Below are 23,589 nucleotides of genomic sequence, written 5' to 3'. Positions count from 1 at the left end.
TTGGACGGCCGTGCCGTGCCGGACTTTGACTGGAGGAGCAATGTTTCCCGAGAAAGCGACAGGCGCGATGAAGGCGATCCAGATCCACGAAGCGGGCGGCCCGGACGTTCTGCGGTACGACGAGGTGCCGGTTCCCGAGATCGGCCCGGGCGAGGTGCTCGTCCGGGTGCACGCGGCGGGCATCAACCCACCGGACTGGTACCTGCGTGAGGGGATGAAGGTCATGCCGGCCGAGATGAGGCCGACGCTGGAGTTCCCCCTGATCCCCGGAACGGACATGTCAGGCGTGGTCCAGGCGGTCGCTCCGGACGTACGGGGGTTCGCCGTCGGTGACGAGGTCTTCGGCATGCTGCGGTTCCCCGGATTCGACGGCCGGACGTACGCCCAGTACGTGGCCGCGCCGGCCTCTGACCTGGCTCACAAGCCGACCGCCATCGACCACGCGCAGGCCGCTGGGGTGCCTATGGCCGCGCTTACGGCCTGGCAGTACCTGATTGATCTCGGCCACGACGTGCCGTCTCCCTTCACCGGCCAGGTGCATCGGCCGGTGCCGATCACGCCAGGGATGACCGTGCTGGTCAACGGAGCCGCCGGTGGAGTGGGCCACTTCGCGGTGCAATTGGCGAAATGGAAGGGGGCGCACGTCATCGCGGTGGCCTCAAGCCGACACGAGCAGTTCCTGCGCAAGCTCGGCGCCGATGAGTTCATCGACTACACCACGACGCAGGCCGCGGACGTGGTCCGCGGTGTCGATCTGGTGATCGACGCCGTCGGCGGCCCGGACAGCTCACGCTTCCTGACCGTGCTCAAGCGGGGAGGCACCATGCTTCCGGTCTTCTTCGCCCAGTACGACCCGGAAGAGACGGCGCGTCTGGACATCACCGTCTCGAACATCCAGGTACGTTCCAACGGCCCCCAGCTCGCCGAGATCAGGCGCCTGTTCGACGAGGGCGAACTCAAGGTCGGGGTGGACAGTGTCTACCCACTGTCCGAAGCGGTCGACGCACACACGCGAGCCGCGCAGGGCCACATCCAAGGCAAGATCGTGCTGACGGTGGCCTAGCGATCACCGAACTCCAGCAAGGGGCGGTGAACCACGCCCGGGCCCTGGACGAGTTGATTCGGCCGCGAGATCGCTGCGCGGATACCGGCGGGAAACCGACCCCGCCGGTATCTCCGCGAGCAGGGCCGACACCAGGCAAGGCGTCAGGCCAGGTCCTCGGTCAGGGCCGCCCGCGCCGTGGCGAGGATCTCCTCGGAGAGCGGGTCGCCCTTGGTCGCGCGGGCAAGGACGAGTGCGCCGAGCAGGGTGCACAGGGACGTGATGCCGTCCTGGTCGTCGGTGGTCAGCCGGTCGGCGAAGGCGCGCACGCCCGCGGTGTAGACACGGCGGGCCTCGCCACCCTCGTCACCGCCGCGGGCGATGTCGGTGGCGAGCCCGGCAACGGGGCAGCCGTCGGCAGCGTCGTCGCGGTGGGCGACGGAGAGGTAGGTGTCGATGAAGGCACGGCGCGTGGCGTCCGGTTCGTCCGCGCCGTGCGGGGACACATCTCGATGGCTCTGGGTGAGTTGACCGAAGGCGTGGGCGGTGGCCTCGTCGACGAGGGCCTCCTTGGAGGCGAACTGCTTGTAGAAGCCGCCGTGCGTCAGGCCGGACGCCTTCATCAGTTCAGCGACGCTGACGTGGGTGCCCTGCTCCCGGAACAGCCGGGAGGCGGTCTCCACGACCCGTCGGCGGTTCTCCTCGGCCTGCTCCCGCGAAACGCGGCCCATCGGGCACCTCCCATTTGAATGTCGGTCGCAATCTATTCTAGGGTCACCTTTAGATGATGAGCGTAATCTAAAGTGCTCAGGACGTCACGAGGAGCCGACATGGAACTGAAGAACGCTGTCGCTGTGGTCACCGGAGCCAACCGGGGGCTCGGCCGACACCTGGCCGCCCAGCTCGTGGAGCGCGGAGCCACGGTCTACGCGGCGGCCCGCCGGCCCGAGACGGTGGATCTGCCGGGTGTGCGCCCGCTGCGCCTCGACGTGACCGACGCGGAATCGGTCAGCGCGGCGGCCTCCACCGTGTCCGACGCGACCCTGCTCGTGAACAACGCCGGCCTGTCGACCGGCGCCCGGCTGCTCACGGGCGACCTGGACGCGGTGCGCCGCGAGATGGAGACCAACTTCTTCGGCCCTCTCGCCGTGACCCGGGCCTTCGCTCCGGTCATCGAGCACAACGGCGGCGGTGCCGTCCTCAACGTCCTGTCCGTCCTTTCCTGGCTGCACCCGGCGGGTCTCGGCTCATACGCGGCCTCGAAGGCGGCGGCCTGGGCACAGACCGATGCCGTACGAGAGGAACTCGCCCCCCGAGGCATCACCGTCTCCTCACTCCACGTCGGCTACATGGCCACCGACATGGCCGCGCACATCCCCGCCGACCAGAAATCCGATCCCTCCCAGGTCGCCGCCCAGGCCCTGCGCGGCATCGAGGCCGGTCTGCCCGAGATCCTCGCCGATGATCTCTCCCGTCAGATCAAGCAGCAGTTGTCCGCCACGCTTCCGGCGGCCTGAGACCCCGCCCCTCGGCGGGCCGCGCTCCCCGGTGGCCGCCGTACCCGCCGCCGCCGAGACGTGACGGAGGCGTCGGGTCCGGCAGGCTTCCGGATCAGGCGGCGGCCGGATCGGAGGCGGACTCCGAGAGGGCGCGCCATTCCGTATCGGCGCCGGCCAGGCCCTCGGCCGCGGCCTGCGCGTACTGCACGGCGTCCCGGCCGAGCAGGAGGCGGAGCGGGGCGTCCTCGCGTCCGGCGAGGTCACGCACGATCTCCGCGACCCTGGCGGGGTCGGCCACCTGTGCGGCCATGGCGGCCGCGATCTCGGGGTCCGGGTTGCGGATCATGTCGGCGAACGCGCCGACGGTCGGCTGGTACGGAGCGCTGACCGGCGGGATCGTCATGGACGAGCCGGCCCAGTCGGTGCGCATGCCGCCCGGTTCGAGGACGGTGACCTTGATGCCCAGCGGGGCGACCTCCTGGGCGAGGACGGTGGAGAACCCGCCCACGGCCCACTTCGCGCTCTGGTAGGCGGCCAGGCCGGGCGAGCCGATCCGCCCGCCGAGCGAGGACACCTGGAAGACGTGCCCCGAGCCCTGCTCGCGCAGGACGGGCAGGACCGCCTTGGTCACCTGGACGACACCGTAGAAGTTGGTGTCGATCTGGGCGCGGAAGTCGTTCAGGGTGACGTCCTCGACGGAGGCGACGTCGCCGTAACCGGCGTTGTTGACCACGACGTCCAGGCGGCCGAAGGTCTTGACGGCCTCCTGAACGGCCTGCTGTACCTGGTCGTTGTCGGTGACGTCGAGTGCGAGCGGCAGGATGCGCGGGCCGTACCGGCCGACCAGGTCGTCGAGTTGGGCGGGCTTGCGGGCCGTGGCGACCACCTGGTCACCGGCCTGCAGCGCGGCTTCGACGAGGGCGCGGCCCAGGCCGCGGGAGCTTCCGGTGACGAACCAGACCTTGGACATGACGGTGCTCATTTCTGTGGGGGAGGGAGCGGGTCTCCGGCTCGGCGGAGACCCGAGGCTGTGGGAGAGGTCAGAGTGCCGGGATCTCGGCGATGTGGTGCGCGATGAGGTCGTACATCTCGCGGGTACGGCCGGTTTCCTCGGTCAGCAGGTTGAAGGCGTGGTCGAGGCCCTTGAACTCCCGGTGTTCCAGGAGCGCATTCGCGGCACGGAGCTTGCCCGCGTAGCGCACGCCTTCATCGCGCAGCAGGTCGAGTTCGCAGGTGATGACGAGGGCCGGGGCGATCCCGTCGAGGTGGTCGGCGTTGGTGCCGTGCACGGGTGAAGCGAGCGGGTCGGTGCGGTCGGCCGCCCTGGGCAGGTAGGCGCCCTGGAGGATCGGGACGACGGCCGGCCGTACGACGGGCCTGGCGGTCCTGGCCCGCTTCTTGCGGTCGACCAGGTCGAACGGGGCGTAGTTGAGGACCTGCAGGCCGATACGGGGACCGCCGTTCTCCCATGCCTGGCGGGCGGCCGCGGCGGCCAGGCCGCCTCCGGCGCTCTGTCCGCCGACGCCGAGCCGGCTGCCGTCCCAGCCGTGCTCGGCCCCGTGCGCGGCGACCCGACGCACCACCTGGTACGCCTGCTTGGGCGGGGCGGGGAAGGGGTGTTGCGGGCGAGGAGGTAGTCGACGTTGACGACGACGGCCGGTGCGTGGGCCGCGAGGCAGCGGCACATCGCGTCGTCCATCTCGTAGTGGCCCATGACGAAGCCGCCACCATGGAAGTTGACGTGGACCGGGGGCGTGGCGTCCAGGTCCTGGGGCGGGTAGTACACCGTGGCCTCGGCATCGCCCTGCGGGGTGGGGACGGTGAGGGTCTTGGTGCGGCCGGGGATCTCCGGGAAGGTCACCGCGGCCTGCACCTCGGGGGCCGGACCGGCTTGCACGGCTCGCGCCAGCGGGCGGGCGACGAGGGTGGAGAACAGGGTCATGACGTCTCCTCGGTCGGGAGGGAAGGCGGAGGGGGCTTCGCGGCCCCGGCACTTGAGGGCGCAGGGCGCGGTCAGACGGCGATGGTCTTGTACTCGATGTACTGGTTGAGGCCGACAGCCCCGAACTCGCGGCCCAGGCCGCTGGCCTTGAAACCGCCGAAGGGGCCGTCGAGTGCGGGCGTGGCGCCGTTGACGAGCATCAGACCGGTGCGTACGCGACGGGCGACGGCAAGGGCACGCTCGGAGTCGGCGGACCAGACGCCACCGCCCAGGCCGTACTCGGAGTCGTTCGCGATACGGACCGCGTCGTCCTCGTCGTCGAAGGGGATCACGACCAGGACCGGGCCGAATATCTCCTCGCGGGCGATGCGCATCGAGTTGTCGACGTCGGCGAAGAGCGTCGGGGTGACGTAGAAGCCGCCCTCAAGGCCCTCGGGCACCTGCGGCCCGCCGGTCACCAGACGGGCGCCCTCGGCGACGCCGAGTTCGACGTACGAGCGCACCCGCTGCTGCTGGTCGGCGCGGACCATCGGGCCGATGAAGGTCGCCCGGTCGGACGGGTCGCCCACCGTCAGCGACTCCATCATCGTCTTGACCGCCTCCACGACCTCCTCGTACCGGCTGCGCGGGGCCAGGATCCGGGTGTGGGCCTGGCAGTTCTCCGCGTTGTTGCCCAGGGAGTGGTACTTCAGCCCCTCGGCGACGGCGGGGAGGTCGGCGTCCTCCAGGACGATCGCGGCGGACTTGCCGCCCAGTTCCAGGCTGATGCGCTTGAGCTGCCCACCCGCCAGGGCGGCGATCTTGCGGCCGGCCGCGGTCGACCCGGTGAAGGCGACCTTGTCGACACCCGGGTGGGCGACGAGGTGTTCGCTGGTCTCACGGCCTGCGGGCAGCACGGACACGACACCCTCGGGGAATCCGGCCTCGGCGAACACTTCCGCGAGCGCCAGGGCGTCGATCGCCGTCTCCGGCGATGCCTTCAGCACGACGGTGCAGCCGGCCAGCAGCGCGGGCACCATCTTGACCAGGGCCGACTGGTGCGGCGCGTTCCAGGGGATGACGGCGGCGACCACGCCGACCGCTTCGCGGCGCAGCAGCGCACCGGACGCGAGACGCTCCTCCCACTGCAGGTTCTCGGCCGCGCGGAGATAGGCGGCGGTCTGCTCCGGGAGGCCGTGCACGTTCAGGCCCGTGGTCACCGCGATCGGCGAGCCGTTCTCCGCGGTGATCAGGGCGGCCATCTCGGCGGCGCGGGCGCTGTACAGCTCCTGGAAGCGCGCCACCTTCCGCTGCCGCTCCTCGGGGGTCAGCCGCGGCCACGGACCGTGGTCGAACGCCTGCCGGGCGGCGGCCACCGCCGCGTCCACGTCCGCCGGGGTCGCGTGCGGGACGGTACCCACCGGCGACCGGTCGTGCGGGGAGTGGACCTCGATGACCTCCGAGCCGACCGGGGTGACCCAGTGGCCACCGATGAAGAGCTTGTCGTACGACGTCATGGCACATCTCGCTTTCGGCCTGCAGCGGGCGGTCCCGCAGGGCGGCTGGCACCGACGAGCCTTTTCAGACCGCCGGTCTATTACGTGCTTCCAACGTAAGGGACCGGCGGTCTGATGTCAAAAGACCGGGAGTCTGTAAAGTGGGCGCATGACGACTTTCCAGCGTGCGCGCAGCGAGGAGCAGCGCGAGGTGCGGCGACAGGCGATCCTCGACACCACGGCCGCGATGCTCGACGAGATGTCCGTGAGCGCGGTCAGCCTCAACGAGCTGAGCCGCCGGGTCGGCCTGGCCAAGTCGAACGTGCTGCGCTACTTCGAGTCGCGCGAAGCGATCCTGCTGGAACTCCTCGACCGCGCCTGGAAGCAGTGGAACGCCGAGCTGCCCGAGCAACTGGACGCGGCCCTCGACGCCGCCGCACCTGTCACCGGCCGGGGCGAGCAGTTCGCGGCCACCCTCACCCGCACCCTCGCCGACCGGCGGATCCTGTGCGACCTGCTCAGCGCACAGGCCGGCGTCCTGGAACACAACGTCTCGCCCGAGGTCGCCGCCCGCTACAAGAGGGCCGCCCTCGGCAACGTCACCGCCCTCGCCGCCCTGGCCCGCACCCACCTGCCCGAAGTCGGCGAGTACGCGGAACTGCTGGCGGGCCAGATGATCATGGCGGCCGGGGCGGTGTGGACCCATGCCCGCCCCTCAGCCGCGATGCTCGCCGCCTACGAGGACGACCCGTCCCTGGCCACGCACCGGATGGACTTCGCCCCCGCCCTGCAGGAGAACCTGACGACCCTCATCGCCGGGGCCCTCACCCGCGCGCGTCCCTGACCCGCGCACCCTCCCCCGCCCAACTCCCTGGAGCAGACATGCGAGTGGTCATCTTCGGCGCGTCCGGCATGGTCGGACAGGGCGTCCTGCGCGCCTGCCTGCTCGACGACAGCATCAGCGACGTCCTGCTGGTCGTACGCAGCCCCCTGAACCTCACCCACCCGAAGATCCGCGAAGTCCTGCACACCGACTTCACCGACTTCCGTTCGATCCAGGACGAGTTGACGGGCCTGGACGCCTGCTTCTACTGCCTGGGCGCTTCGGCGGCCGGACGCGACGAAGCGGAGTACACGCGCATCACGTTCGACAGCACACTGGCCGCAGCCCGAGCGGCGGCCGCCGACAACCCCGCCCTGACCTTCGTCTACGTCTCGGGCGAGGGAACCGACAGCACGGAAAAGGGGCGCGCGATGTGGGCCCGGGTCAAGGGTCGTACGGAGAACGCGCTCCTTGCGATGGACTTCCACGCCTACATGTTCCGCCCCGGCTACATCCAGCCGCGCCACGGCGCCAAGTCCCGGACGGCCAGTTACCGGGCGCTGTACCGGCTCACGTCCTGGGCCTACCCCGTCCTGCACCGCCTCGCCCCGCGACACACCACGACGACCGAACACCTCGGACGCGCGATGATCGCCGTCGTCGGCCGGAAGGGGACGGGCCCCCGCGTGCTCAACAGCGAGGACATCAACCGCCTCGGCTCCCGGTGACGTCACCTTGTCGACGGAGAACTTGATTCACAGTCAGAGCAGTCGAAACAGCCGTGGATGGTAAGAGGTACGGACTGCTCACTGGATGCTGCCCGCGCCAGCCCGAAACGGGCCTCCACCTCCAATGCCAGGAGGCCCTGCGGCGTGCGTGAGCCGCTCGCTGGATGCCGTTCAGCGAGAACGCGCCCCCTCGCCACCGCCCTCACACGGGAACGTAGAGGTCCTGCGGTGACGCACTCAGGATGAGCCCGTTGTCGAAGCGGACCTGCACCGTCACCAACGGCCCCTGTTCCTGGAACGCGACCCACGCCGGGTGCAGGGCGCCGACCTCCCGCTCCAGCTGCCTCTTGCTCTCCGGGGGCATGCCGTCACCGAAGGAGTCGAGCAACGACTTGAGCCGCTCGTACTCACGGACATCGGCCTCCTCCCGGACATGCTCGACGACTTCTTCCACCGTCCCCTCAGCGTCGGAGGCAAGGGAAAGGATGCCGATGACCGCTCCGGACACCTCGATCGGGTCGGTCAGACGGAGATCGGCGGCCAGCTTGACCCGCTGGCCTTCCTGCAGAGTCATGAGATTCCCTGTTCTACGATCGGGTCGTACGCACCCCATGATCGCGCCCGCCCCGCCGGGCCGTAGTACCGGCCTAGGGCCTGTCTTCAAAGTGGTGGTGCGGATGATGAGTCTTGTGAGTCGCCGCTATGAACTGGCTGCTGAGGAATGGGAGTTGTTACGCCCGTTCCTTCCGGCAGCATCGTTCGGTCGCCCTCGTGCAGACGACCGGATGATGCTGAACGGGATTGTGTGGAAGATCCGTGCGGGTGCCGCTGGCGGGATGTTCCCGCCCGGTTCGGGCCGTGGCAGTCGTTGAACACACGTTTCCGAAGGTGGGCGCTGGATGGCACGGTCACCCGCATGCTCGCTGCGGTCCAGGCCGAGCGGGAAGCGGATGCGGACTGGCTGGTCGCGGTCGACTCCACAGTGGTCCGCACGGCCTGCGCGAGGCCTGGGTCCCAACACATTGCGTCGACCCAAGGACCAACCCGTGCGGCGGACAGGCACACCGATCCCATGACCAGCACGGGGATGTGCCAGGCGATGTCACGGCGCTTTCGGCAGCTGCTGGGTGGAGCAGTGGATGCCTCCTCCGCCTTCGCCGAGGGTGTCGACCGAGACCTGGACCACTTCGCGGCCCGGGTACAGGTCCTGCACGATGGACAGGGCGTCCTTGTCCGCGCGTGCGTCGCCGAAGCGGGGCATGACGACTCCGCCGTTGCACACGTAGTAGTTCACGTAGCTCGCGAGGAAGTCCTCGCTGTGACCGCGCAGGTCGGCCGGCTCCGGCAGCTCGACGATCTCCAGGCTCTTGCCGCGGGCGTCGCGTGCCTTCTTCAGAACGCTGTGGGCCTGGTCATAAGCCTTCGTCCATACGTCTTCGGGGGCATCCTCGGGCGGGGTGCTCATGACGACGAGGCCTGGCTCGCTGAAGCGGGCCAGCGCGTCGATGTGGTAGTCGGTGATGTCGTGTCCCTTCACCCCGTCGACCCAGATCACCTTGGTGACGCCGTACAGGGACTTCATCGCGTCTTCGATGTCCCCACGTGACTTTCCCGGGTTGCGGTTGTCGTTGACCCAGCAGCTCTCTGTTGCCAGCAGGGTGCCTTGGCCGTCGATTTCGATGCCGCCGCCCTCGCCGGTGATCGGCGCCTGGATCCTGGCGATCCGCTCACTGTGGAGGATCTCTTGGGCCACCCGTCCGTCACGGTCGTGCTTCTGCTTGCCGCCCCATCCGTTGAAGTTGAGGTCGATGCCTGCGACGTCTGATGCGCCGAGGACGAAGTTGGGGCCGGTGTCGCGCATCCACAGGTCGTCCACCGGGACAGGCAGGATGTCGACCCCCGTGCCGCACGCGCGCCGCGCCGCCTTCACGTCCTGTTCGTTGGCCAGGAGCGTCACGGGCTCGAAAGCAGCGATGGCTCGTGCGATCCCCGCGATGTCGTCGCGCACGTCGGCGGTGTCCGACTTCCAGATGTCGCGGGTGGGCCATGCCATGTAAGTGAGCTCGTGCGGATGCGACTCCTCGGGCATGCGCCAGTCGCCCTCCTTCGGCAGCCGTGTACGGGGTGGCGTGGAGGCCAGAGCGCTGCTGCTGTCGCTCTTCGTGCAAGCCGCTGCCCCCGTGGCTCCGAGTACGGCGGCAAAGGCCGCCTGGAGGGTTCGGCGTCTCGACATCTGCATCATCCATCTCCTGACTGAAATTTTAGTCAGTTTCCACGATAGGCCACAGCCGGACGGTCGGCCAGCAGTTCGTGACCTTCCGTGCGGCGCGCCGGAAGGTCAGGGCTCCGTCGGCGTCGGCCCGAGCTCCATCTCGATGGCGCCGCGCAGCAGGACGACGGCACGGTCCTGGGCGAGCGAGCCGCTGAGCCAGCGCTCGCTGAGTCCTTCGACCAGCGAGGTCAGGCGCTCCGCCGCGGCGTGCGGGTCGGCGTCACGGCGGGCCTGCCCGGTGAGCTGGGACGCCTTGATGGACTCCGCGATCTCCTCGACCCACACCTGCGTGGAGTGCGCGAGGGTCGGCTGCAGATCCGGCTCGAAGACCGCGGCGGCCCGCAGCTCGCCCCAGGCGGTGGAATCCTCGCGCACGGTGGGGGAATCCTGGATCTCCATCAGGAGCTGGTGCTCGAGTATGCCGCGGGGGCTCTGGTCCCCGGCGGCCGCGGGGTCGGCCGAGTCGCCCGCGCGGTCGTTGACGAACTCAAGGGTGCGGCGCACGAGACCGGCCCGGTCCTTGAAATGGTAGTAGAGCAGCGAGGTGGAGACGCCGGCTTCGGCGGCGACCTCCTCCACGCGCAGGCCGCGAACACCCGAGCGGGCGATGGTCCGTACAGCCGCTTCGAGAATGGTGCGCTGGCGATCTGACACTCGAGGTTTCCTCCCTGACGGTTCTCCGCAGCCATTCTCGCCCACCATGCGTCGGATCCGATCACCTCCACCCTCTTGACTGAAATTTCAGTCAGGGTTCATTCTGAGGCGCATCTACTGGTTTTCGGCCACCCGCGGTGGCCCGTGAGAGGAGTGCGCCATGTGTGCACAGGCTGTACGAAGCGTGCGCATGCCGGCGGAGTGGGCTCGGCACGAGGGCTGCCTGATGGCTTGGCCCTACCGCAGTGAACTGTGGGGCGGGCAGCTGGCCGCCGCGCAGAGCGAGTACGCGGCCGTGGCCCGAGCCGTCGCGGAGTTCGAGCCCGTGCTGATGGTGACGGCACCGGGAACGGCCGCGGCAGTGCGCCTGCACTTCACCGACCGTGCGACGGCCCACGACATCGAGGTCGTGGAGCTGCCGCTCGACGACTCATGGACCCGCGACAGCGGCCCGATCTTCGTCCACGACGACAGCGGCCGCCGCCTCGGTGTGGACTTCCGCTTCAACGCCTGGGGCAGCAAGCACTGGCCGTACGACAGCGACGACAGGCTCGCCGCCCTCGTCCTGGACCGGCTGGGCATCGAGCGGGTGCACTCGGGCCTGGTTCTCGAAGGCGGGGCCATCACCGTCGACGGCGAAGGCACCCTCATCACCACCGAGCAGTGCCTGCTCCACCCCAACCGCAACCCGCGCGCCGATCGCGCAGCCATCGAGGCCGAACTGGCCCGCACGCTGGGCATCGAGAAGGTGATCTGGCTTCCCTACGGAGGCCTGGAGGACACCGAGACCGACGGACACGTCGACGGCGTCGCCGCCTTCATCGCGCCCGGCCGCGTCGTGGTGAGCCTGCCCGACGACGCGCGTCACCCCGACTACGCCCGAATGCGCGCCAACCTCGCCGTGCTGGAAGCCACCCGCGACGCGCGGGGCCGCGCGCTCGACATCGTGACGCTGTCCCAGACCGCGTACGGCGACGCGGACGGCGAGCGCGTCGAGGTGGGCTACCTCAACTTCTATCTGCCCAACGGCGGATGTGTGCTGCCGGTCGCCGGACAGCCGCAGGACGCCGAAGCCGCGGAACTGCTGGCCAAGGCCATGCCCGAGCGCAAGATCGTCCCCGTGCCGACGCCCACCCTCGCGTTCGGCGGCGGCGGCGTGCACTGCATCACCCAGCAGATCCCCACCGAGAGGCGCTGACCACCGTGCACCATGACCTGCTCACCTCGTTGGGAACGCCTCTCGGATCCCCCGGCCGCACTCTGGACGCCGACCGCGGTCTGCTGCGCGTCGGCCTGGTCCAGATGAAGTGGGACCCTGATGCCGCCGCGCACGACGAGGCCCTGCGCAGCGGCGTGCGCAGCGCCGCCGCACAGGGCGCGCGCCTGGTCGCCCTGCCGGAGCTGACTCGCTCGCCGTACTTCTGCAACACCGACGATCCCATGGCCCAGGGCGCCAAGCAGTGGGAGGAGGACGTCGAGTCCGGCCCCACCGTGCGGCTGATCTCACAGCTGTCGGCCGAGCTGGGCATCCATGTCTCCGCCTCGCTCTACGAGCGGGCGGCCGACGGCGGCCTGGGCTACAACACCGCGGTGTGCACGGGGCCGGACGGACAGGTGGTCACCCGTACCCGCAAGAACCACATCCCGGCGTTCCCCGGCTACCGCGAAGACCTGTGCTTCCGTCCCGGCGACAGCGACTTCCCCATCGCCCGGATCGAAGGCGCCCGGTTCGGGTTCCCGACCTGCTGGGACGAATGGTTCCCCGAACTGGCCCGCACCTACGCCCTGCGCGGCGCGGACATTCTGCTGCATCCCACCGCGATCGGCTCCGAACCGCAGATGCCCGAGTTCGACACCCGCCCGATGTGGGAGCACGCCATCAGCGCCAACGGGCTGTCCAACGCTCTGTTCATGGTCGTGCCCAACCGCACCGGCCGGGAAGGCCCTTCCACCTTCTACGGAGCGTCCTTCATCTCCGACCCGTACGGCCGCGTCATCCTGCGCGGCCCGCGCGATCGCCCCGCCGTCCTCGTGGCCGACCTCGACCTGGACCAGCGGCGCGACTGGCTCGAGTTCGGCCTGATCTCCACCCGCCGCCCCGAGCTGTACGGCGATCTCTCCCGCCCCGTCGACGCCTGACGCCCCCGCGCGGGGCGGGGGTTTCCACATAGGAAGTGGGTGCCCCCGCCCCTCCCCCGGCAGGCCCGGCCCGGCCGGTCCCACCCTGCACGCTGGAGCTCCCATGCATCAACTCCTGCGCCACCTGCGGCAAGCGCGCTTGCTGCGCAGTGGCGCGCTGCTCACGGCCATCCTGCTGCTCGCCGGCTGCGGCCGTCCGCAGCCCTTCGGCTCTCCTCCCGCCTTGTCCGCCTCCACCCCGCCCGCCCGCGCGGACACCGACGGCATCCGCTGGGCGCTGTATGCCGAACCACCAGTCCTGGACTACGTCTACGCCTTCGACTACCCGCAGAACACCGTCCTGGCCAATGTCTGCGAGAGCCTGATGCGCCTCACGCCCTCGTTGCGCACGGAACCGGGACTGGCCCGCAAGGCCAGCCACCCCGATCCACTCACCTGGGTCTACGACCTGCGCAGCCACGTACGCTTCCAGCACGGCGGCACCCTGACCGCCGAGGACGCCGTGTACTCCCTGCGCCGCCACATGGACCCGAAGACCGGGTCCTACTGGGCCGAGGACTTCAAGAACGTCCGCTCGATCCGCAAGAGCGGACCGCTGCAGATCACCGTCCGGCTCAAGGCACCCGACGCCCTCTTCCCCCAGGCCATGGCCAACAGCGCGGGAACGGTCGCCAGCGCGGCCACCATGCGCGCCGAGAAGAACCGCTTCGGCACGGCCGACGGCACCCTCGACTGCACCGGCCCCTATACGCTCTCCCGCTGGTCTCGCGGCAGCTCCATCAAACTCACTCGCTTCGACGGCTACTGGGGCCGGCCGGCCAGGAACACGTCCGTCACCTTCTTCTTCCTTCCCGACGCCAGCGCCCGCACCAACGCCCTGCTCACCGGAGAGGTCGACGGCACGTACGCCCCTCCGCCGGAGTCCCTGGAGCGCCTGGGGGCCAGCGACGAAGGAACGGTCTATTTCGGCGAGGGTCTCACCACCATCAATCTCGCTCTCACCCACCTCACGGGCACCCTTCGCGACGTACGCGTACGAAAGGCGCTTTCCCTGGCCCTGGACCGCGCCGGTTTCGCCCGCGTCGCCATGCACAACTCCGCCACTCCGAGTTCTTCCCTGGTCACCGACGAGACATGGAACGGGATGCCCGCGGCCGACCGCGCCGCACGCAATCACGACCGGCCCTCCACCCGCCGCGACCTCGACGCCGCACGGCACCTGATCCGAGAGGCCGGCGCGTCGGGCAAGAAGATCACCATCGCGACCAGCCCCATCGGCCCCGACGTCTCCCAGCTCGCCACCGCAGTGCAGGACGCCGGGACCCGCATCGGCCTGAAGGTCGACCTGAAGACCATCGCTCCCGACGCGTTCACCGCCTTGTTCAGCGACGCGCAGGCCCGCAAGGGCATCGACCTGTTCCCCTACACCTACTACCTGTCCCTCAACGACCCGCTCGGCTTCTACACCAACATGCGCAGCGGCGAGTTCGAGAACTACGGCGGGTTCTCCTCGCCCGCCTACGACCGACTCTCCGACGCGGCGAGCGCACAGTACTCCCTGACCACGCGCCGCCAACTCGCCGCACGACTGGAACAGTTGGCCGACCGCGACCTGCCGGTCATCCCCGTCGCCGCCCTGCCCAACAGCCTCTTCCTGAACAAGAGGATCACCGGCGCCCCCACCACCATCTCCTATCTCTACTACCCCTGGGCCGCGGACATCGGTGCGGCACCACGAAGGACGCGGCCATGATCCGCTTCTTGACCCGGCGCGTGGCCGAACTCCTCGCGACCCTCCTCATCGCCTCCTTCCTCATCTTCGCCTCGGTACAGATCGCCCCGGGCCGCCCCGAGACCTTCCTGCTCGGCGGTCGCGCCGCGAGCCCCGAAGCGCTCGCCGCGATCCGTGAGCGCTACCACCTGGGCGACCCCTTCTTCGCCCAGTACGCGCACTGGTTGAGCGGCACCCTCCACGGCGACCTGGGCATCTCCATCCAGTACCGATCCGACGTGACGTCCCTCATCGCCTCCCGCCTCCCCGTCACCCTCGAACTCCTGGCCCTCTCCACGGTGCTGGTCGTCGTCGTGGGCGTCACCCTGGGCACGCTCGGCGCGGTGCGCCGGGGCCCCGTCGACACGGCGGTCGGCGTCGCGACCTCCGCCGCGGTCGCCACCCCCTCGTTCGTCGCCGCCATCGCACTGCTGTCCGTCTTCTCCGTACGGCTCGGCTGGTTTCCGACACTGGGAGCAGGCGACGGCGCGCTCGACACCCTGTGGCACTTGGTACTGCCCGCCATCGCGCTCGCGCTGCCGTTCATCGGCGTCATCTCCAGCGTCACGCGGGCCAGCATCATCGAACAGGCCGCCCTGGACCACACCACCGTCGCCCGCGCCCGGGGCGTCCCCGAACGCGTCATCGTCCGACGCCACCTGCTGCGCGGAGCCCTCGGCGTCATCATCACCCAGAGCGGACTGGCCGTCGCCAACCTCGTGATCTCCACCGTGCTCGTCGAGTACGCCTTCGGTCTCGGCGGCCTGGGCGATCTCCTCGCCAAGTCCGTCACCATCAAGGACTTCCCCGTGGTGCAGGCCGTCTCCCTGCTCATCATCGCCCTGTTCATCGGCGTCAATGCCGTGATCGACCTGATCCACCCGCTGGTCGACCCCCGCACGACGCTCGGCACGAGGAGCACCGCATGAGCACCCGCACCGCCCCCGCGCCCCTCTCCTTGCCGCATCACCGGCTGCTGCGCCGCCTGACGACCCGCCGCAACGTATTGGTCTCGCTCTGTACGGCCTTCCTCGGCGTCGTCACCCTCGCCGCAGCGCTCGCCCCGTGGATCGCCCCTCACGATCCCAACAGCATCGACTTCTCCACCGCCCTCACCGACCCTTCGGTCCACCGTCTCCTGGGGGGAGACATCAGCGGGCGCGACACCCTCTCCCGCCTTCTGATCGGCGCACGCACCTCGCTGCTAGGACCCCTGTTCGTCGTGCTCCTGTCCACCGCCGCGGGGCTGTTGATCGGCGTGACCGCGGCCTGGCACGGCGGCATCGTCGACACTCTGCTGTCCCGCAGCAGCGAACTGCTGCTGGCCTTCCCCGGGCTGCTGCTGGCGATGCTGCTGGTCGCTCTTTACGGTCGCGGGCTGCTGGCCCCCGTTCTGGCGCTGTCCGTCGCCTACATTCCGTACGTCAGCCGCCTCGCCCGCTCCCTCGCCCTGAGCGAGATCAACAAGCCGTACCTGGCCTCGTACCGGATTCAGGGCTTCTCCGGCTGGTGGGTGTGCCTGCGCCATCTGCTGCCCAACATCGTCGCCGTCGTCCTGGCCCAGTCCGCCGTCAACTTCGGCTACGCCCTCCTCGATCTCGCCTCCCTGTCCTACCTCGGACTCGGCACCTCGCCCCTCGAACCCGACTGGGGAACCATGGTCAACGAAGGCCAGAGCGCCATCCTGCAATCCAGTCCCCTATCGGCCGCGATCCCCTGTCTGGCCATCGTCCTGACCGTGGTGACCTTCAACGTCGTCAGCGAGCGCGTCGCCGACACCGTCGCCCGGAGGTCCTGACATGCCCACCCCCGACAGCGCCCCGGCCCTCCAGTACGACCGGCTCACCCTTCAACTGCCGGGCCAGGCACGCCCCGTCCTGGCCGGCGTCACCCTCACCGTCGCAGCCGGAGAGACCGTCTCCCTCGTCGGCGAATCAGGCTCGGGCAAGTCACTCACCGCCCGCAGCGCCCTGGGACTCATCCCCGCCGGCGCCCGGACCAGCGGCAGCATCATCGCGGCCGGGCACCCTGTCCTCACCGCGTCCCCCGGCCAACTGCGGGCACTGCGCTCCCGCGGCGCCTCCATGGTCTTCCAGAACCCACAGGCCGCCATCAACCCCCTGCACCGCATTGAGGACTTCCTCATCGAGTCCGCCCGACACGCGCGGCCCGCCTACACCGACGACCCGCCCATCCGCGCCCGCGAACTGTGCGAAGCCGTCCGGCTGCCCGAACGGGTGCTGCGCCAGTACCCGCACGAACTGTCCGGCGGCATGCTGCAGCGCGTCGCCATCGCCGCAGCCCTCATGCCCGGCCCCCCACTCCTGCTGGCCGACGAACCCACCACCGCCCTGGACGCCACCACCCAGGCCGGGATCATCGCCCTCCTCGCCGACATGCGCGACCGCTTCCGCATGGGCCTGCTCTTCATCACCCACGACCTCGACCTCGCCGCCGCCATCAGCGACCGCATCTGCGTCATGTACGCCGGACGCATCGTCGAGACCGCCACCCCCGACCGTCTTCTCGCCCACCCCCAACACCCCTACACAGCAGCCCTCCTGCAAGCCACTCCCCGCCTGCACCGCAAAGCCGGACAGCTCACACCCATCGCCGGCGGCCCACCCGACCTGGACACCCTGCTCACGGGCTGCGCCTTCGCACCGCGCTGCGCCCACCGCACCGAGCTCTGCCGGCACCGGACACCGCCCGACTCCCCTGTCGCCTGCCACCACAGCGCCGTATTGGACCTCCATGCCTGAGATCAAGACGGACCCACCGCGACTGGACGTACGCGGTCTCACCAAACGCTTCGGCGACTTCACCGCCGTCGACGACCTCACCTTCTCCGTGCCCGTCGGCGGCTCCCTCGGCGTGGTCGGCGAATCCGGCTCCGGCAAGACCACCACCGCCCGTGTCATCACCGGACTGGACGCCCCGACCAGCGGCACGCTCACCGTCGACGGGCAACCGCGTACGGCACCTCGCGGCAGAGCCCGACGCCTGGCCCGCGCCCGCCAGGTCCAGATCGTCTTCCAGGACCCGCTGCAGAGCCTGGACCCGCGGCTGAGCGCCCGCGAGGCGCTCGGCGAGACACTGCGCCTGCACTACCCCGGCGTCGACCGGCCCGCGCGCATCAGCGAGCTCCTCGACCAGGTACAGCTCAGCTCACGCGCCGCCGACGCCAAGCCCCGCAACCTGTCAGGAGGCCAGCGCCAGCGCGTCGCCATCGCCCGGGCGCTTGCAGTCCGGCCCAAGATCCTCGTCCTGGACGAAGCGGTCGCCGCCCTCGACGTCTCGATCCAGGCGCAGATCCTGAACCTCCTCGCCGACATCCGCGAACAGAGTGCCATCACCTACCTGTTCATCACCCACGACCTCGGTGTCGTACGCAGCGTCACCGACGACCTGATCGTGATGCAGCACGGGCGCATCGTCGAATCCGGAGCGACGGACACCGTGCTCTCTCGGCCCAGTACCCCGTACACACAATTGCTGCTGGCCTCGATCCCGGGCCCGGGCTGGGACCCGCGCAGGACAGTGGAGGCGCACAGGCAGGCCTGAGCCGCGCCAGAAGGATGTAGTACACGGCCCAATTGCCTTGCCGTTCTGACGCCGGCCAGCGATTCTGTGCCGATGCCAGGACAAGGGAAACGAAGGCGGCGACAAGCGGCCGAGAGGCAGCGGCTTGCTGCTCGCACTGCACCGCACGTGGGGCGGTGGGAAGTCTTCTTCGAGACTCGGACCCAGGCAGAGTTGCGCGCGCACCTGCGCCGTCTTCGGGCGGCACGCATCGACAGCTCGATGATCCGGATCGACACCCTGTGCGGTCGCCTGGCGCTGCCGACCACCTATCGGCTGAGCCGGTTCGTAGCGGGCCCCGCGTGCGAGTCCGATCACGAGCGCTCCGATCATTGATCGTGTGAGCGATCGCAGCGCGTTGACGGATACGGCGTGGGACCGGAGCGCCCTGGCGCGATCTATCCGAGCGGCACGGGCCGTGGCGGACCGGTCTACGAGCGGTTCGACCGCCGGGAGGCGGACGGGACGTGGGCGAAGCCACTGGAGCACGTCCAGGTCCGCGATGACGCGGTGGGCCGGATGGAATGGACTGTCTAGGCCGACTTCACCGTCGATCGGGCCCACCAGCACGCAGCCGGCACCCGCAAAAATGCCCAGGATCTCCTCCGCCCGCCCGGACCAGGAGGTCCACACCGAACCAGTCCTGCAAGGCCGTCATGTCCCGGCGGTCCTCGTCTTCGAGCTCGTACCCCGTGCGACAGGCCACCTGGCCCTGCGCCGTCAGGCACTGCACCGGCTCGCCCTGAAGAGTCCCGGTCTTCACGCCCTGCGCCCGAAGAGCCCTGATCACAGCCAGTGTGTTCGCAGCATCCGCCATCATCATCACGAAACGAGGGATGTCGCGAGAGGCACCTGGTCAGGAGAAATTCGAGTGCCGGAACCGGGCGCCCATCCCTACTCTCGGCCCATGCTCCACGAATCCGTCCTGCTGAACGTCATCGATGTGGAAGCCACCTGCTGGGACGGCCAGCCTCCGCCTGGCTCTGTGAACGAGATCATCGAGATCGGTCTCACCGTCGTGGACGTGCCGGCACGACGCCGTGTATCCCGGCACCGTGTCCTCGTCCGCCCTGCGCGGTCGTCGGTGAGCGACTTCTGCACCGAGCTGACGGGACTGACTCAAGCCGAGGTGGAACGGGGCGTCACGTTCGCCGAGGCCTGCCGGATTCTTACCGAGGAGTTCGAGGCTGGGGAGCGTCCCTGGGCAAGCTGGGGCGAGTACGACCGTCGGCAGTTCGCCCGGCAGTGTCAGGCCGACGGGACGGCCTACCCGTTCGGCCATCCAACGGAGCGCACCCACACCAACGCGAAGGCCGTATTCGCCGCGGCCCATGGGCTGAGCAAGAAACCCGGCATGGACAGCGCCCTGCAGATCGCCGGACTGCCGCTCGAGGGACGCCATCACCGTGGAGAAGACGACGCGTGGAACATCGCCGCGCTCGTCCTCGATCTATTGGGGCGCGGGGCATGGCCGGCCACGGACGCAGTCGCCCAGGGGCTGTCCGACGGATCTTGAGTCGAAAATCGGGCGACAGTCAGAGATCGGGCGCCCTAACGTCCGCAGGGATGGCACCTTCACTCGAACGTCCCCCCTTGCAGTCCGACGAGCGCACCGCGCTCACCGGCTGGCTGGATCTGCAACGGCAGATCCTGAGATGGAAATGCGAGGGTCTGAGCGAGGCAGACGCGCACCGCCCCGTCATCCCGACCTCACCGGCGATGACGATGGCCGGCCTCATCAGCCATATGCGCTGGGTCGAGCACACCTGGCTGGAGGTGCTGTTCCTGGGCGGCGACACGACGCAGAACCCGTCCTTCGACGAGACGGACGAGGACGCCAACTGGCGTACCGACGGCATCTTGCTCAAGCAGCTGCTCGCGGAGTACGAGGACCAGTGCGCCCGAAGCAACGAGATCGTGGCCACGGCTTCCCTGGACGACGTCGGCCGCCGCCCCGATTACCGCTCCGGCCAGGCCAACCTCCGCTGGATGCTCATCCATCTCGTCGAAGAGACCGGACGGCACGCGGGGCACGCGGACATCGTGAGGGAACTGCTCGACGGGGCAAACGCTCCCGACCCGTGAATCCGAGGTGAACCCCGGAACAATCCCAGCACAACCTCGACGCCCGCTCAGCTGTCACAGGAGTGCCCTGTGCCTGCAACCGAGTTGGAGCCCCCGTGCGCATACGGACGTACGCCATAGCAGTGACGGTCGCCGCCGCGGCCACCGCCGGCCTGCCCCTCGCAGCGCCCGCGACCGCGGCCACCCCGACAGCGTTCACCAGCGACATCAACGGCGACGGTTTCGCCGACCTCGCCGTCGGCGTGCCGGACGGCGCCGTCGGCGGCAAGGCCAAGGCCGGATACGTCGACGTGGTCTGGGGCGGACCGAAGGGTCTGGGTACGGGCGGCGACACCCGGGTCACCCAGGCGACACCCGGTGTTCCCGGTACCCCTGAGAAGGGCGACCGGTTCGGCGCCGCGGTGAGCGTGACCGACATGAACGGCGACGGCAGGGCGGACCTGGTCATCGGGGTCCCCGGTGAGGACGTCGGCGGCGCGGGCGCCGACGCCGGCACGGTCGCCGTCCTGCACGGCGCCAGGGGCGGCCTGGGCACCGGCGCCACCGTCCTGAACGGCCCCTCGTCCTCGGCCGCGTACGGAAAGTCCCTGGCGGCGGCCGACCTCACCGGCGACGGCAGAACGGACGTCGCGATCGGTGCGACGGACAAGGTCGTGCTGAAGCGTGCCGGCGGTCCCGCCACCACCGTGTTCACCGGGGCCATGGGCGGACGCGCGCCCGTCCTGGCGGTCGGAGACCTGGACGGCAGCGACGACGGCGTCGCCGACCTGGCCACGGGGTACTGGTCCACGACCCCCTTCACCCAGTCGCACGTACGCCTGTGGAGCTGGTCCGCCGAGGAGAAGTCGCTCGCCAACTTCTGGAACACCGACAACGCCGGCGTCTCCGCGCTGGCCACCGGCGACTTCGACGGGGACGGCCACGACGACCTGGCCCTCGGTGAATGCCGGGAGATCGCCGACGAGAACATCGACGACCCGTGCGGCCCGGAAGAACTCGCCCTGGGCGGCGGCATCCACATCCACTACGGCGCCGGCATCCCCTGGAACTTCGGCTACCGCCAGCAGACCCTCAGTCAGGACACCCCCGGGGTCCGTGGTGTCGCCGAGATCGACGACCACTTCGGAGCGGCCCTCGCCGCGGCGGACGTCAACGGTGACGGCCGCGACGACCTGATCGCGGGTGCGCCGGGCGAGGCCATCGGGGAGCGCGCCGGGGCGGGCGCCGCGACGCTGCTTCTGGGCGGCCCGAAGGGGCTCGTCGACGCGAACGGCGCGGGTCACTCGGTGGCGTTCCACCAGAACACCCCGGGCGTTCCAGGCGCCGCCGAGCCGGGCGACGCGTTCGGCGCCGCGCTCGCGACAGGGGACTACGACCACGACGGCGCCACGGACATCGCCGTCGGATCACCCGGTGAGAACGCCGGATCGGGTGGCGTCTGGGTACTCCCCGCGGCCTCCGCCGACGGCTCCTACGATGTCACCCCCCGCAAGCTCGGCCTGCCCGCACCGTCGAGCGCCCTGAAGTACGGCGGAACACTCGGCACCCGCTGATCGCCTCCATGTCCCGTGTCCCGTGCGGGACTCGGGACATGCCCGAGAGTCGCGTAGAGCCCAACACCACGAGCCCCGGCGCGAGTCCACGGCCGAGCGGGGCTACCGCTCCCGGGCGCTGACACCGCGGGGGGGGGCGATCCGCCCGTGGCATCGACCATGATCCGTCGGCAGCGTCATCAGAGGTCGATGACGATCTTGCCGCGCACATGTCGACCGGCCTGGAGTTCGACCGCGCGGCGGATCTGCTCGACCGGGAAGCTCTCCGCGATCGGCACGTGGAGTTGGCCTGCCGCCACCAGGCGGGCGATCTCTTCCAGCGCGCCGGGAACCGCGTTGGCACCGTTGGCCGCCGTCACACCGTCGACCTGCGCGGCGATCGTACAGATGCGGTCGTCCTGGACGCCGATCTCCCGTGCGACGTGCACTGTCTCCACCCCGTGGAGGTCCATGGCGGCGGTGACGCCATCGGGAGCGAGGGCTCGGACCCGGTCGGCCAGGCCGTCGCCGTAGGCAACCGGCTCGGCTCCGAGCTCCCGCAGGTAATCGGCCGACGACGGTGATCCGGTCCCGATCACGCGCGCTCCGGCGATCCGTGCCAGTTGGACGGCGAACACCCCGACCCCGCCTCCCGCGCCACCGATCAGTACGGTGTCGTCCGGGCCGGGGGCGATTGCGGCGAGGGCGGCGGATGCCGTGCGGCCCGCGATCGTGAGAGTGGCGGCGATACGGTCGTCGATTCCGTCGGGCGTGTGGTGGGCCTCGTTCGCCGCCGTCTCGCCGCCCGCATCGACCACCACGAAGTCAGCGACGGCACGGGAGAGCGCGCCTCCGAACACTCGGTCGCCGGCCGCGAAGTCGCTCACCCCGTCGCCGACCTGGTCGACCACTCCCGCGTAGTCGGTTCCGAACCCGGCCGGCAAGGTCAGACCGAACCGGGCGGCAGTGTCCGCGTCGGAGGTCATGAACCAGTCCATCGGGTTCAGACCGGCCGCGGTGACCCGCACACGGATCTGTCCCGGGCCGGCCTGCGGCGCGAGAACCTCGCGGACGTCCAGGACGTCGGGCCCACCGAATGCGTCGAGCCGGACTGCCTTGCCATGGTCCGGCGACGGCTGATTGCTCTGTTCCTGCATGTACGTCTGCCCTCCTCGTCCTGCGAACGCACCGAAACGGACTATGCTCCGTTTACATGGACGACCGTAACACAAACGGAACGCGTTCCGTTTCCAGTGCGCCGCAGATACGCGCGCCGCGGGCGGACGCTGCCCGCAACCGCGACCAACTGCTCGATGTGGCGACCCGCGTCTTCGCGTCGGCCGGCCCCGAGCCGTCGATGCGTGCGATCGCCCGCGAGGCCGGGGTCGGCATCGCGACGCTCTACCGGCACTTCCCGACCCGCGAGTCACTGGTCGACGCGGTGTACCGGGACCAGGTCGTGCGGCTGACGGCCGGCGCGCACGAGTTGCTCGGCCGGATGCCCCCCGCCGCGGCGTTGCGACGCTGGATGGACTTGTTCGGAGACTGGATCGCGGCCAAGAACGGCATGCTCGACACGCTGCTCGCGATGATCGAAACGGGCGAGATCGCCCATGCGCAGACACGCACCGAGCTGCTGACCGCCATCACCACGATGCTCGACGCCGGCCGTGCGGCGGATGACCTCCGCTCCGACGTCACCGCCGAGGACATCGCCGCCTCTCTCATCGGCATCTTCACCGTGGCTCCCCGCCCCGAGCGCGAAGCTCAGGCAGGCCGTCTGCTGAATCTCCTGATGGACGGCCTCAGGCCCACCGCCCGGCCGACCTGAGTGATACGCACGACGGCAGTCCGGTTCGGAGAACTGCGGGGTCTCTCAGCCCTTCGACGCTCGCAGGTCAAGGCTCGGTGTGGCGGCTCGATGCAGGCCATGGCGGAGTCGGGCCCGTAGGCGCCGTTGGTCCCGGAGAACTGGTTGATCGCAAGAGCCGCTTCAGACCGTGGTTCGCGATCAGGGCGGCTCCTGCTCCCCCTCACGGGGCGTG

At 69.8% G+C, this 23,589-nt stretch carries 23 protein-coding genes and 3 pseudogenes; 17 read left to right on the top strand and 9 right to left on the bottom strand.

Translation table 11 applies throughout. From position 1 onward, the window contains the following. Positions 1-67: 67 nt before the first annotated feature. Positions 68-1,063 carry an NADP-dependent oxidoreductase gene (locus tag ABT127_RS20840; protein ID WP_351452235.1) on the top strand — a complete coding sequence of 332 codons (996 nt, stop codon included), beginning with the start codon at positions 68-70 and terminating at the stop codon, positions 1,061-1,063. A gap of 143 nt (positions 1,064-1,206) precedes the next feature. Here ABT127_RS20840 and ABT127_RS20835 read toward each other — a convergent pair whose 3' ends face one another. Continuing rightward, a complete protein-coding gene (locus tag ABT127_RS20835) occupies positions 1,207-1,773 on the bottom strand; it encodes a TetR/AcrR family transcriptional regulator (protein WP_351451960.1) in 567 nt (188 codons plus the stop codon). Positions 1,774-1,872: 99 nt separating this feature from the next. On the opposite strand from ABT127_RS20835, the gene ABT127_RS20830 reads away from it, so the two are divergent. Further along, on the top strand, positions 1,873-2,559 hold the full coding sequence (locus ABT127_RS20830) for an SDR family oxidoreductase (RefSeq protein ID WP_351451958.1): 687 nt from the start codon (positions 1,873-1,875) through the stop codon (positions 2,557-2,559). A 94-nt stretch (positions 2,560-2,653) separates the two neighbouring features. Here ABT127_RS20830 and ABT127_RS20825 read toward each other — a convergent pair whose 3' ends face one another. The 3 genes and pseudogenes from ABT127_RS20825 to ABT127_RS20815 form a co-directional block, all read right to left on the bottom strand. Next, entirely contained in the window at positions 2,654-3,511 is an 858-nt protein-coding gene (locus ABT127_RS20825) for an SDR family NAD(P)-dependent oxidoreductase (RefSeq protein ID WP_351451957.1), read from the bottom strand. Positions 3,512-3,581: 70 nt separating this feature from the next. Beyond that, positions 3,582-4,228 (bottom strand): annotated as a pseudogene (locus ABT127_RS20820) (alpha/beta hydrolase fold domain-containing protein). A gap of 326 nt (positions 4,229-4,554) precedes the next feature. Beyond that, entirely contained in the window at positions 4,555-5,979 is a 1,425-nt protein-coding gene (locus tag ABT127_RS20815; RefSeq protein ID WP_351451954.1) for an aldehyde dehydrogenase, read from the bottom strand. Positions 5,980-6,127: 148 nt separating this feature from the next. Between ABT127_RS20815 and ABT127_RS20810 the strand changes: the two genes are divergently transcribed. Both ABT127_RS20810 and ABT127_RS20805 read left to right on the top strand, forming a co-directional pair. Next, positions 6,128-6,802, top strand: coding sequence for a TetR/AcrR family transcriptional regulator (locus tag ABT127_RS20810; protein WP_351451951.1), 675 nt, complete (start codon positions 6,128-6,130; stop codon positions 6,800-6,802). Positions 6,803-6,840: 38 nt separating this feature from the next. Beyond that, on the top strand, positions 6,841-7,509 hold the full coding sequence (locus tag ABT127_RS20805; protein WP_351451949.1) for an NAD(P)H-binding protein: 669 nt from the start codon (positions 6,841-6,843) through the stop codon (positions 7,507-7,509). 202 nt (positions 7,510-7,711) lie between these two features. Here ABT127_RS20805 and ABT127_RS20800 read toward each other — a convergent pair whose 3' ends face one another. Further along, positions 7,712-8,083 carry a hypothetical protein gene (locus ABT127_RS20800; protein WP_351451946.1) on the bottom strand — a complete coding sequence of 124 codons (372 nt, stop codon included), beginning with the start codon at positions 8,081-8,083 and terminating at the stop codon, positions 7,712-7,714. A 147-nt stretch (positions 8,084-8,230) separates the two neighbouring features. Between ABT127_RS20800 and ABT127_RS39350 the strand changes: the two are divergent. Further along, positions 8,231-8,416: pseudogene (locus ABT127_RS39350) on the top strand (transposase); the annotation flags it as partial. 195 nt (positions 8,417-8,611) lie between these two features. Here ABT127_RS39350 and ABT127_RS20790 read toward each other — a convergent pair. Beyond that, positions 8,612-9,751, bottom strand: a complete 1,140-nt coding sequence (locus tag ABT127_RS20790) for an agmatine deiminase family protein (protein WP_351451943.1) — start codon at positions 9,749-9,751, stop codon at positions 8,612-8,614. Positions 9,752-9,847: 96 nt separating this feature from the next. Beyond that, positions 9,848-10,435, bottom strand: coding sequence for a TetR/AcrR family transcriptional regulator (locus ABT127_RS20785; protein ID WP_351451941.1), 588 nt, complete (start codon positions 10,433-10,435; stop codon positions 9,848-9,850). Between the two features lie 160 nt (positions 10,436-10,595). Here ABT127_RS20785 and ABT127_RS20780 point away from each other — a divergent pair, with 160 nt between their 5' ends. The 8 genes and pseudogenes from ABT127_RS20780 to ABT127_RS20745 form a co-directional block, all read left to right on the top strand. Continuing rightward, positions 10,596-11,633 carry an agmatine deiminase family protein gene (locus ABT127_RS20780; RefSeq protein WP_351451939.1) on the top strand — a complete coding sequence of 346 codons (1,038 nt, stop codon included), beginning with the start codon at positions 10,596-10,598 and terminating at the stop codon, positions 11,631-11,633. 5 nt (positions 11,634-11,638) lie between these two features. Further along, a complete protein-coding gene (locus ABT127_RS20775) occupies positions 11,639-12,574 on the top strand; it encodes a nitrilase-related carbon-nitrogen hydrolase (RefSeq protein ID WP_351451937.1) in 936 nt (311 codons plus the stop codon). Positions 12,575-12,677: 103 nt separating this feature from the next. Continuing rightward, positions 12,678-14,327, top strand: coding sequence for an ABC transporter substrate-binding protein (locus ABT127_RS20770; RefSeq protein ID WP_351451935.1), 1,650 nt, complete (start codon positions 12,678-12,680; stop codon positions 14,325-14,327). Then, positions 14,324-15,274, top strand: a complete 951-nt coding sequence (locus tag ABT127_RS20765) for an ABC transporter permease (protein ID WP_351451932.1) — start codon at positions 14,324-14,326, stop codon at positions 15,272-15,274. Before ABT127_RS20770 ends, ABT127_RS20765 begins: the two co-directional genes overlap by 4 nt. Next, positions 15,271-16,143, top strand: coding sequence for an ABC transporter permease (locus tag ABT127_RS20760; RefSeq protein ID WP_351451929.1), 873 nt, complete (start codon positions 15,271-15,273; stop codon positions 16,141-16,143). Before ABT127_RS20765 ends, ABT127_RS20760 begins: the two co-directional genes overlap by 4 nt. Before the next feature lies 1 nt (position 16,144). Beyond that, positions 16,145-17,107 carry an ABC transporter ATP-binding protein gene (locus ABT127_RS20755; RefSeq protein WP_351451926.1) on the top strand — a complete coding sequence of 321 codons (963 nt, stop codon included), beginning with the start codon at positions 16,145-16,147 and terminating at the stop codon, positions 17,105-17,107. Further along, a complete protein-coding gene (locus ABT127_RS20750; RefSeq protein WP_351451923.1) occupies positions 17,100-17,909 on the top strand; it encodes an ABC transporter ATP-binding protein in 810 nt (269 codons plus the stop codon). The genes ABT127_RS20755 and ABT127_RS20750 overlap by 8 nt, the downstream gene beginning before the upstream one ends. A 386-nt stretch (positions 17,910-18,295) precedes the next feature. Next, positions 18,296-18,461 (top strand): annotated as a pseudogene (locus ABT127_RS20745) (transposase); the annotation flags it as partial. 10 nt (positions 18,462-18,471) lie between these two features. Here ABT127_RS20745 and ABT127_RS39345 read toward each other — a convergent pair. Then, positions 18,472-18,744, bottom strand: coding sequence for a nucleotidyltransferase domain-containing protein (locus tag ABT127_RS39345; protein WP_502971752.1), 273 nt, complete (start codon positions 18,742-18,744; stop codon positions 18,472-18,474). A gap of 90 nt (positions 18,745-18,834) precedes the next feature. Between ABT127_RS39345 and ABT127_RS20740 the strand changes: the two genes are divergently transcribed. The 3 genes from ABT127_RS20740 to ABT127_RS20730 all read left to right on the top strand — a co-directional run bounded on the left by ABT127_RS20740 (position 18,835) and on the right by ABT127_RS20730 (position 21,565). Beyond that, positions 18,835-19,443, top strand: coding sequence for a 3'-5' exonuclease (locus tag ABT127_RS20740; protein ID WP_351451921.1), 609 nt, complete (start codon positions 18,835-18,837; stop codon positions 19,441-19,443). Positions 19,444-19,493: 50 nt separating this feature from the next. Next, positions 19,494-20,012 (top strand): DinB family protein, encoded by a 519-nt coding sequence (locus tag ABT127_RS20735; protein WP_351451918.1) that lies wholly within the window; start codon positions 19,494-19,496, stop codon positions 20,010-20,012. A 95-nt stretch (positions 20,013-20,107) separates the two neighbouring features. After that, positions 20,108-21,565 (top strand): FG-GAP and VCBS repeat-containing protein, encoded by a 1,458-nt coding sequence (locus tag ABT127_RS20730; protein WP_351451915.1) that lies wholly within the window; start codon positions 20,108-20,110, stop codon positions 21,563-21,565. Positions 21,566-21,744: 179 nt separating this feature from the next. Here ABT127_RS20730 and ABT127_RS20725 read toward each other — a convergent pair whose 3' ends face one another. After that, a complete protein-coding gene (locus ABT127_RS20725) occupies positions 21,745-22,701 on the bottom strand; it encodes an NADP-dependent oxidoreductase (RefSeq protein ID WP_351451913.1) in 957 nt (318 codons plus the stop codon). A 56-nt stretch (positions 22,702-22,757) separates the two neighbouring features. Here ABT127_RS20725 and ABT127_RS20720 point away from each other — a divergent pair, with 56 nt between their 5' ends. Beyond that, positions 22,758-23,375, top strand: coding sequence for a TetR/AcrR family transcriptional regulator (locus tag ABT127_RS20720; protein ID WP_351451911.1), 618 nt, complete (start codon positions 22,758-22,760; stop codon positions 23,373-23,375). Positions 23,376-23,589 lie beyond the last annotated feature (214 nt).

The organism is Streptomyces sp. NPDC001904, from assembly GCF_040297005.1.
Classification (GTDB): domain Bacteria; phylum Actinomycetota; class Actinomycetes; order Streptomycetales; family Streptomycetaceae; genus Streptomyces.
The sequence above is the reverse complement of the archived record's forward strand: the minus strand, read 5'-3'. Positions and strand labels throughout refer to the sequence as shown.

What these genes read in the sequence shown, in the direction of transcription:
- ABT127_RS20840 (WP_351452235.1), top strand. Translation starts at nt 68, where the DNA reads ATGAAGGCGATCCAGATCCACGAAGCGGGCGGCCCGGACGTTCTGCGG.
- ABT127_RS20835 (WP_351451960.1), bottom strand. Translation starts at nt 1,773, where the DNA reads ATGGGCCGCGTTTCGCGGGAGCAGGCCGAGGAGAACCGCCGACGGGTC.
- ABT127_RS20830 (WP_351451958.1), top strand. Translation starts at nt 1,873, where the DNA reads ATGGAACTGAAGAACGCTGTCGCTGTGGTCACCGGAGCCAACCGGGGG.
- ABT127_RS20825 (WP_351451957.1), bottom strand. Translation starts at nt 3,511, where the DNA reads ATGTCCAAGGTCTGGTTCGTCACCGGAAGCTCCCGCGGCCTGGGCCGC.
- ABT127_RS20815 (WP_351451954.1), bottom strand. Translation starts at nt 5,979, where the DNA reads ATGACGTCGTACGACAAGCTCTTCATCGGTGGCCACTGGGTCACCCCG.
- ABT127_RS20810 (WP_351451951.1), top strand. Translation starts at nt 6,128, where the DNA reads ATGACGACTTTCCAGCGTGCGCGCAGCGAGGAGCAGCGCGAGGTGCGG.
- ABT127_RS20805 (WP_351451949.1), top strand. Translation starts at nt 6,841, where the DNA reads ATGCGAGTGGTCATCTTCGGCGCGTCCGGCATGGTCGGACAGGGCGTC.
- ABT127_RS20800 (WP_351451946.1), bottom strand. Translation starts at nt 8,083, where the DNA reads ATGACTCTGCAGGAAGGCCAGCGGGTCAAGCTGGCCGCCGATCTCCGT.
- ABT127_RS20790 (WP_351451943.1), bottom strand. Translation starts at nt 9,751, where the DNA reads ATGATGCAGATGTCGAGACGCCGAACCCTCCAGGCGGCCTTTGCCGCC.
- ABT127_RS20780 (WP_351451939.1), top strand. Translation starts at nt 10,596, where the DNA reads ATGTGTGCACAGGCTGTACGAAGCGTGCGCATGCCGGCGGAGTGGGCT.
- ABT127_RS20770 (WP_351451935.1), top strand. Translation starts at nt 12,678, where the DNA reads ATGCATCAACTCCTGCGCCACCTGCGGCAAGCGCGCTTGCTGCGCAGT.
- ABT127_RS20765 (WP_351451932.1), top strand. Translation starts at nt 14,324, where the DNA reads ATGATCCGCTTCTTGACCCGGCGCGTGGCCGAACTCCTCGCGACCCTC.
- ABT127_RS20760 (WP_351451929.1), top strand. Translation starts at nt 15,271, where the DNA reads ATGAGCACCCGCACCGCCCCCGCGCCCCTCTCCTTGCCGCATCACCGG.
- ABT127_RS20755 (WP_351451926.1), top strand. Translation starts at nt 16,145, where the DNA reads ATGCCCACCCCCGACAGCGCCCCGGCCCTCCAGTACGACCGGCTCACC.
- ABT127_RS20750 (WP_351451923.1), top strand. Translation starts at nt 17,100, where the DNA reads ATGCCTGAGATCAAGACGGACCCACCGCGACTGGACGTACGCGGTCTC.
- ABT127_RS39345 (WP_502971752.1), bottom strand. Translation starts at nt 18,744, where the DNA reads ATGGCGGATGCTGCGAACACACTGGCTGTGATCAGGGCTCTTCGGGCG.
- ABT127_RS20740 (WP_351451921.1), top strand. Translation starts at nt 18,835, where the DNA reads ATGCTCCACGAATCCGTCCTGCTGAACGTCATCGATGTGGAAGCCACC.
- ABT127_RS20735 (WP_351451918.1), top strand. Translation starts at nt 19,494, where the DNA reads ATGGCACCTTCACTCGAACGTCCCCCCTTGCAGTCCGACGAGCGCACC.
- ABT127_RS20725 (WP_351451913.1), bottom strand. Translation starts at nt 22,701, where the DNA reads ATGCAGGAACAGAGCAATCAGCCGTCGCCGGACCATGGCAAGGCAGTC.
- ABT127_RS20720 (WP_351451911.1), top strand. Translation starts at nt 22,758, where the DNA reads ATGGACGACCGTAACACAAACGGAACGCGTTCCGTTTCCAGTGCGCCG.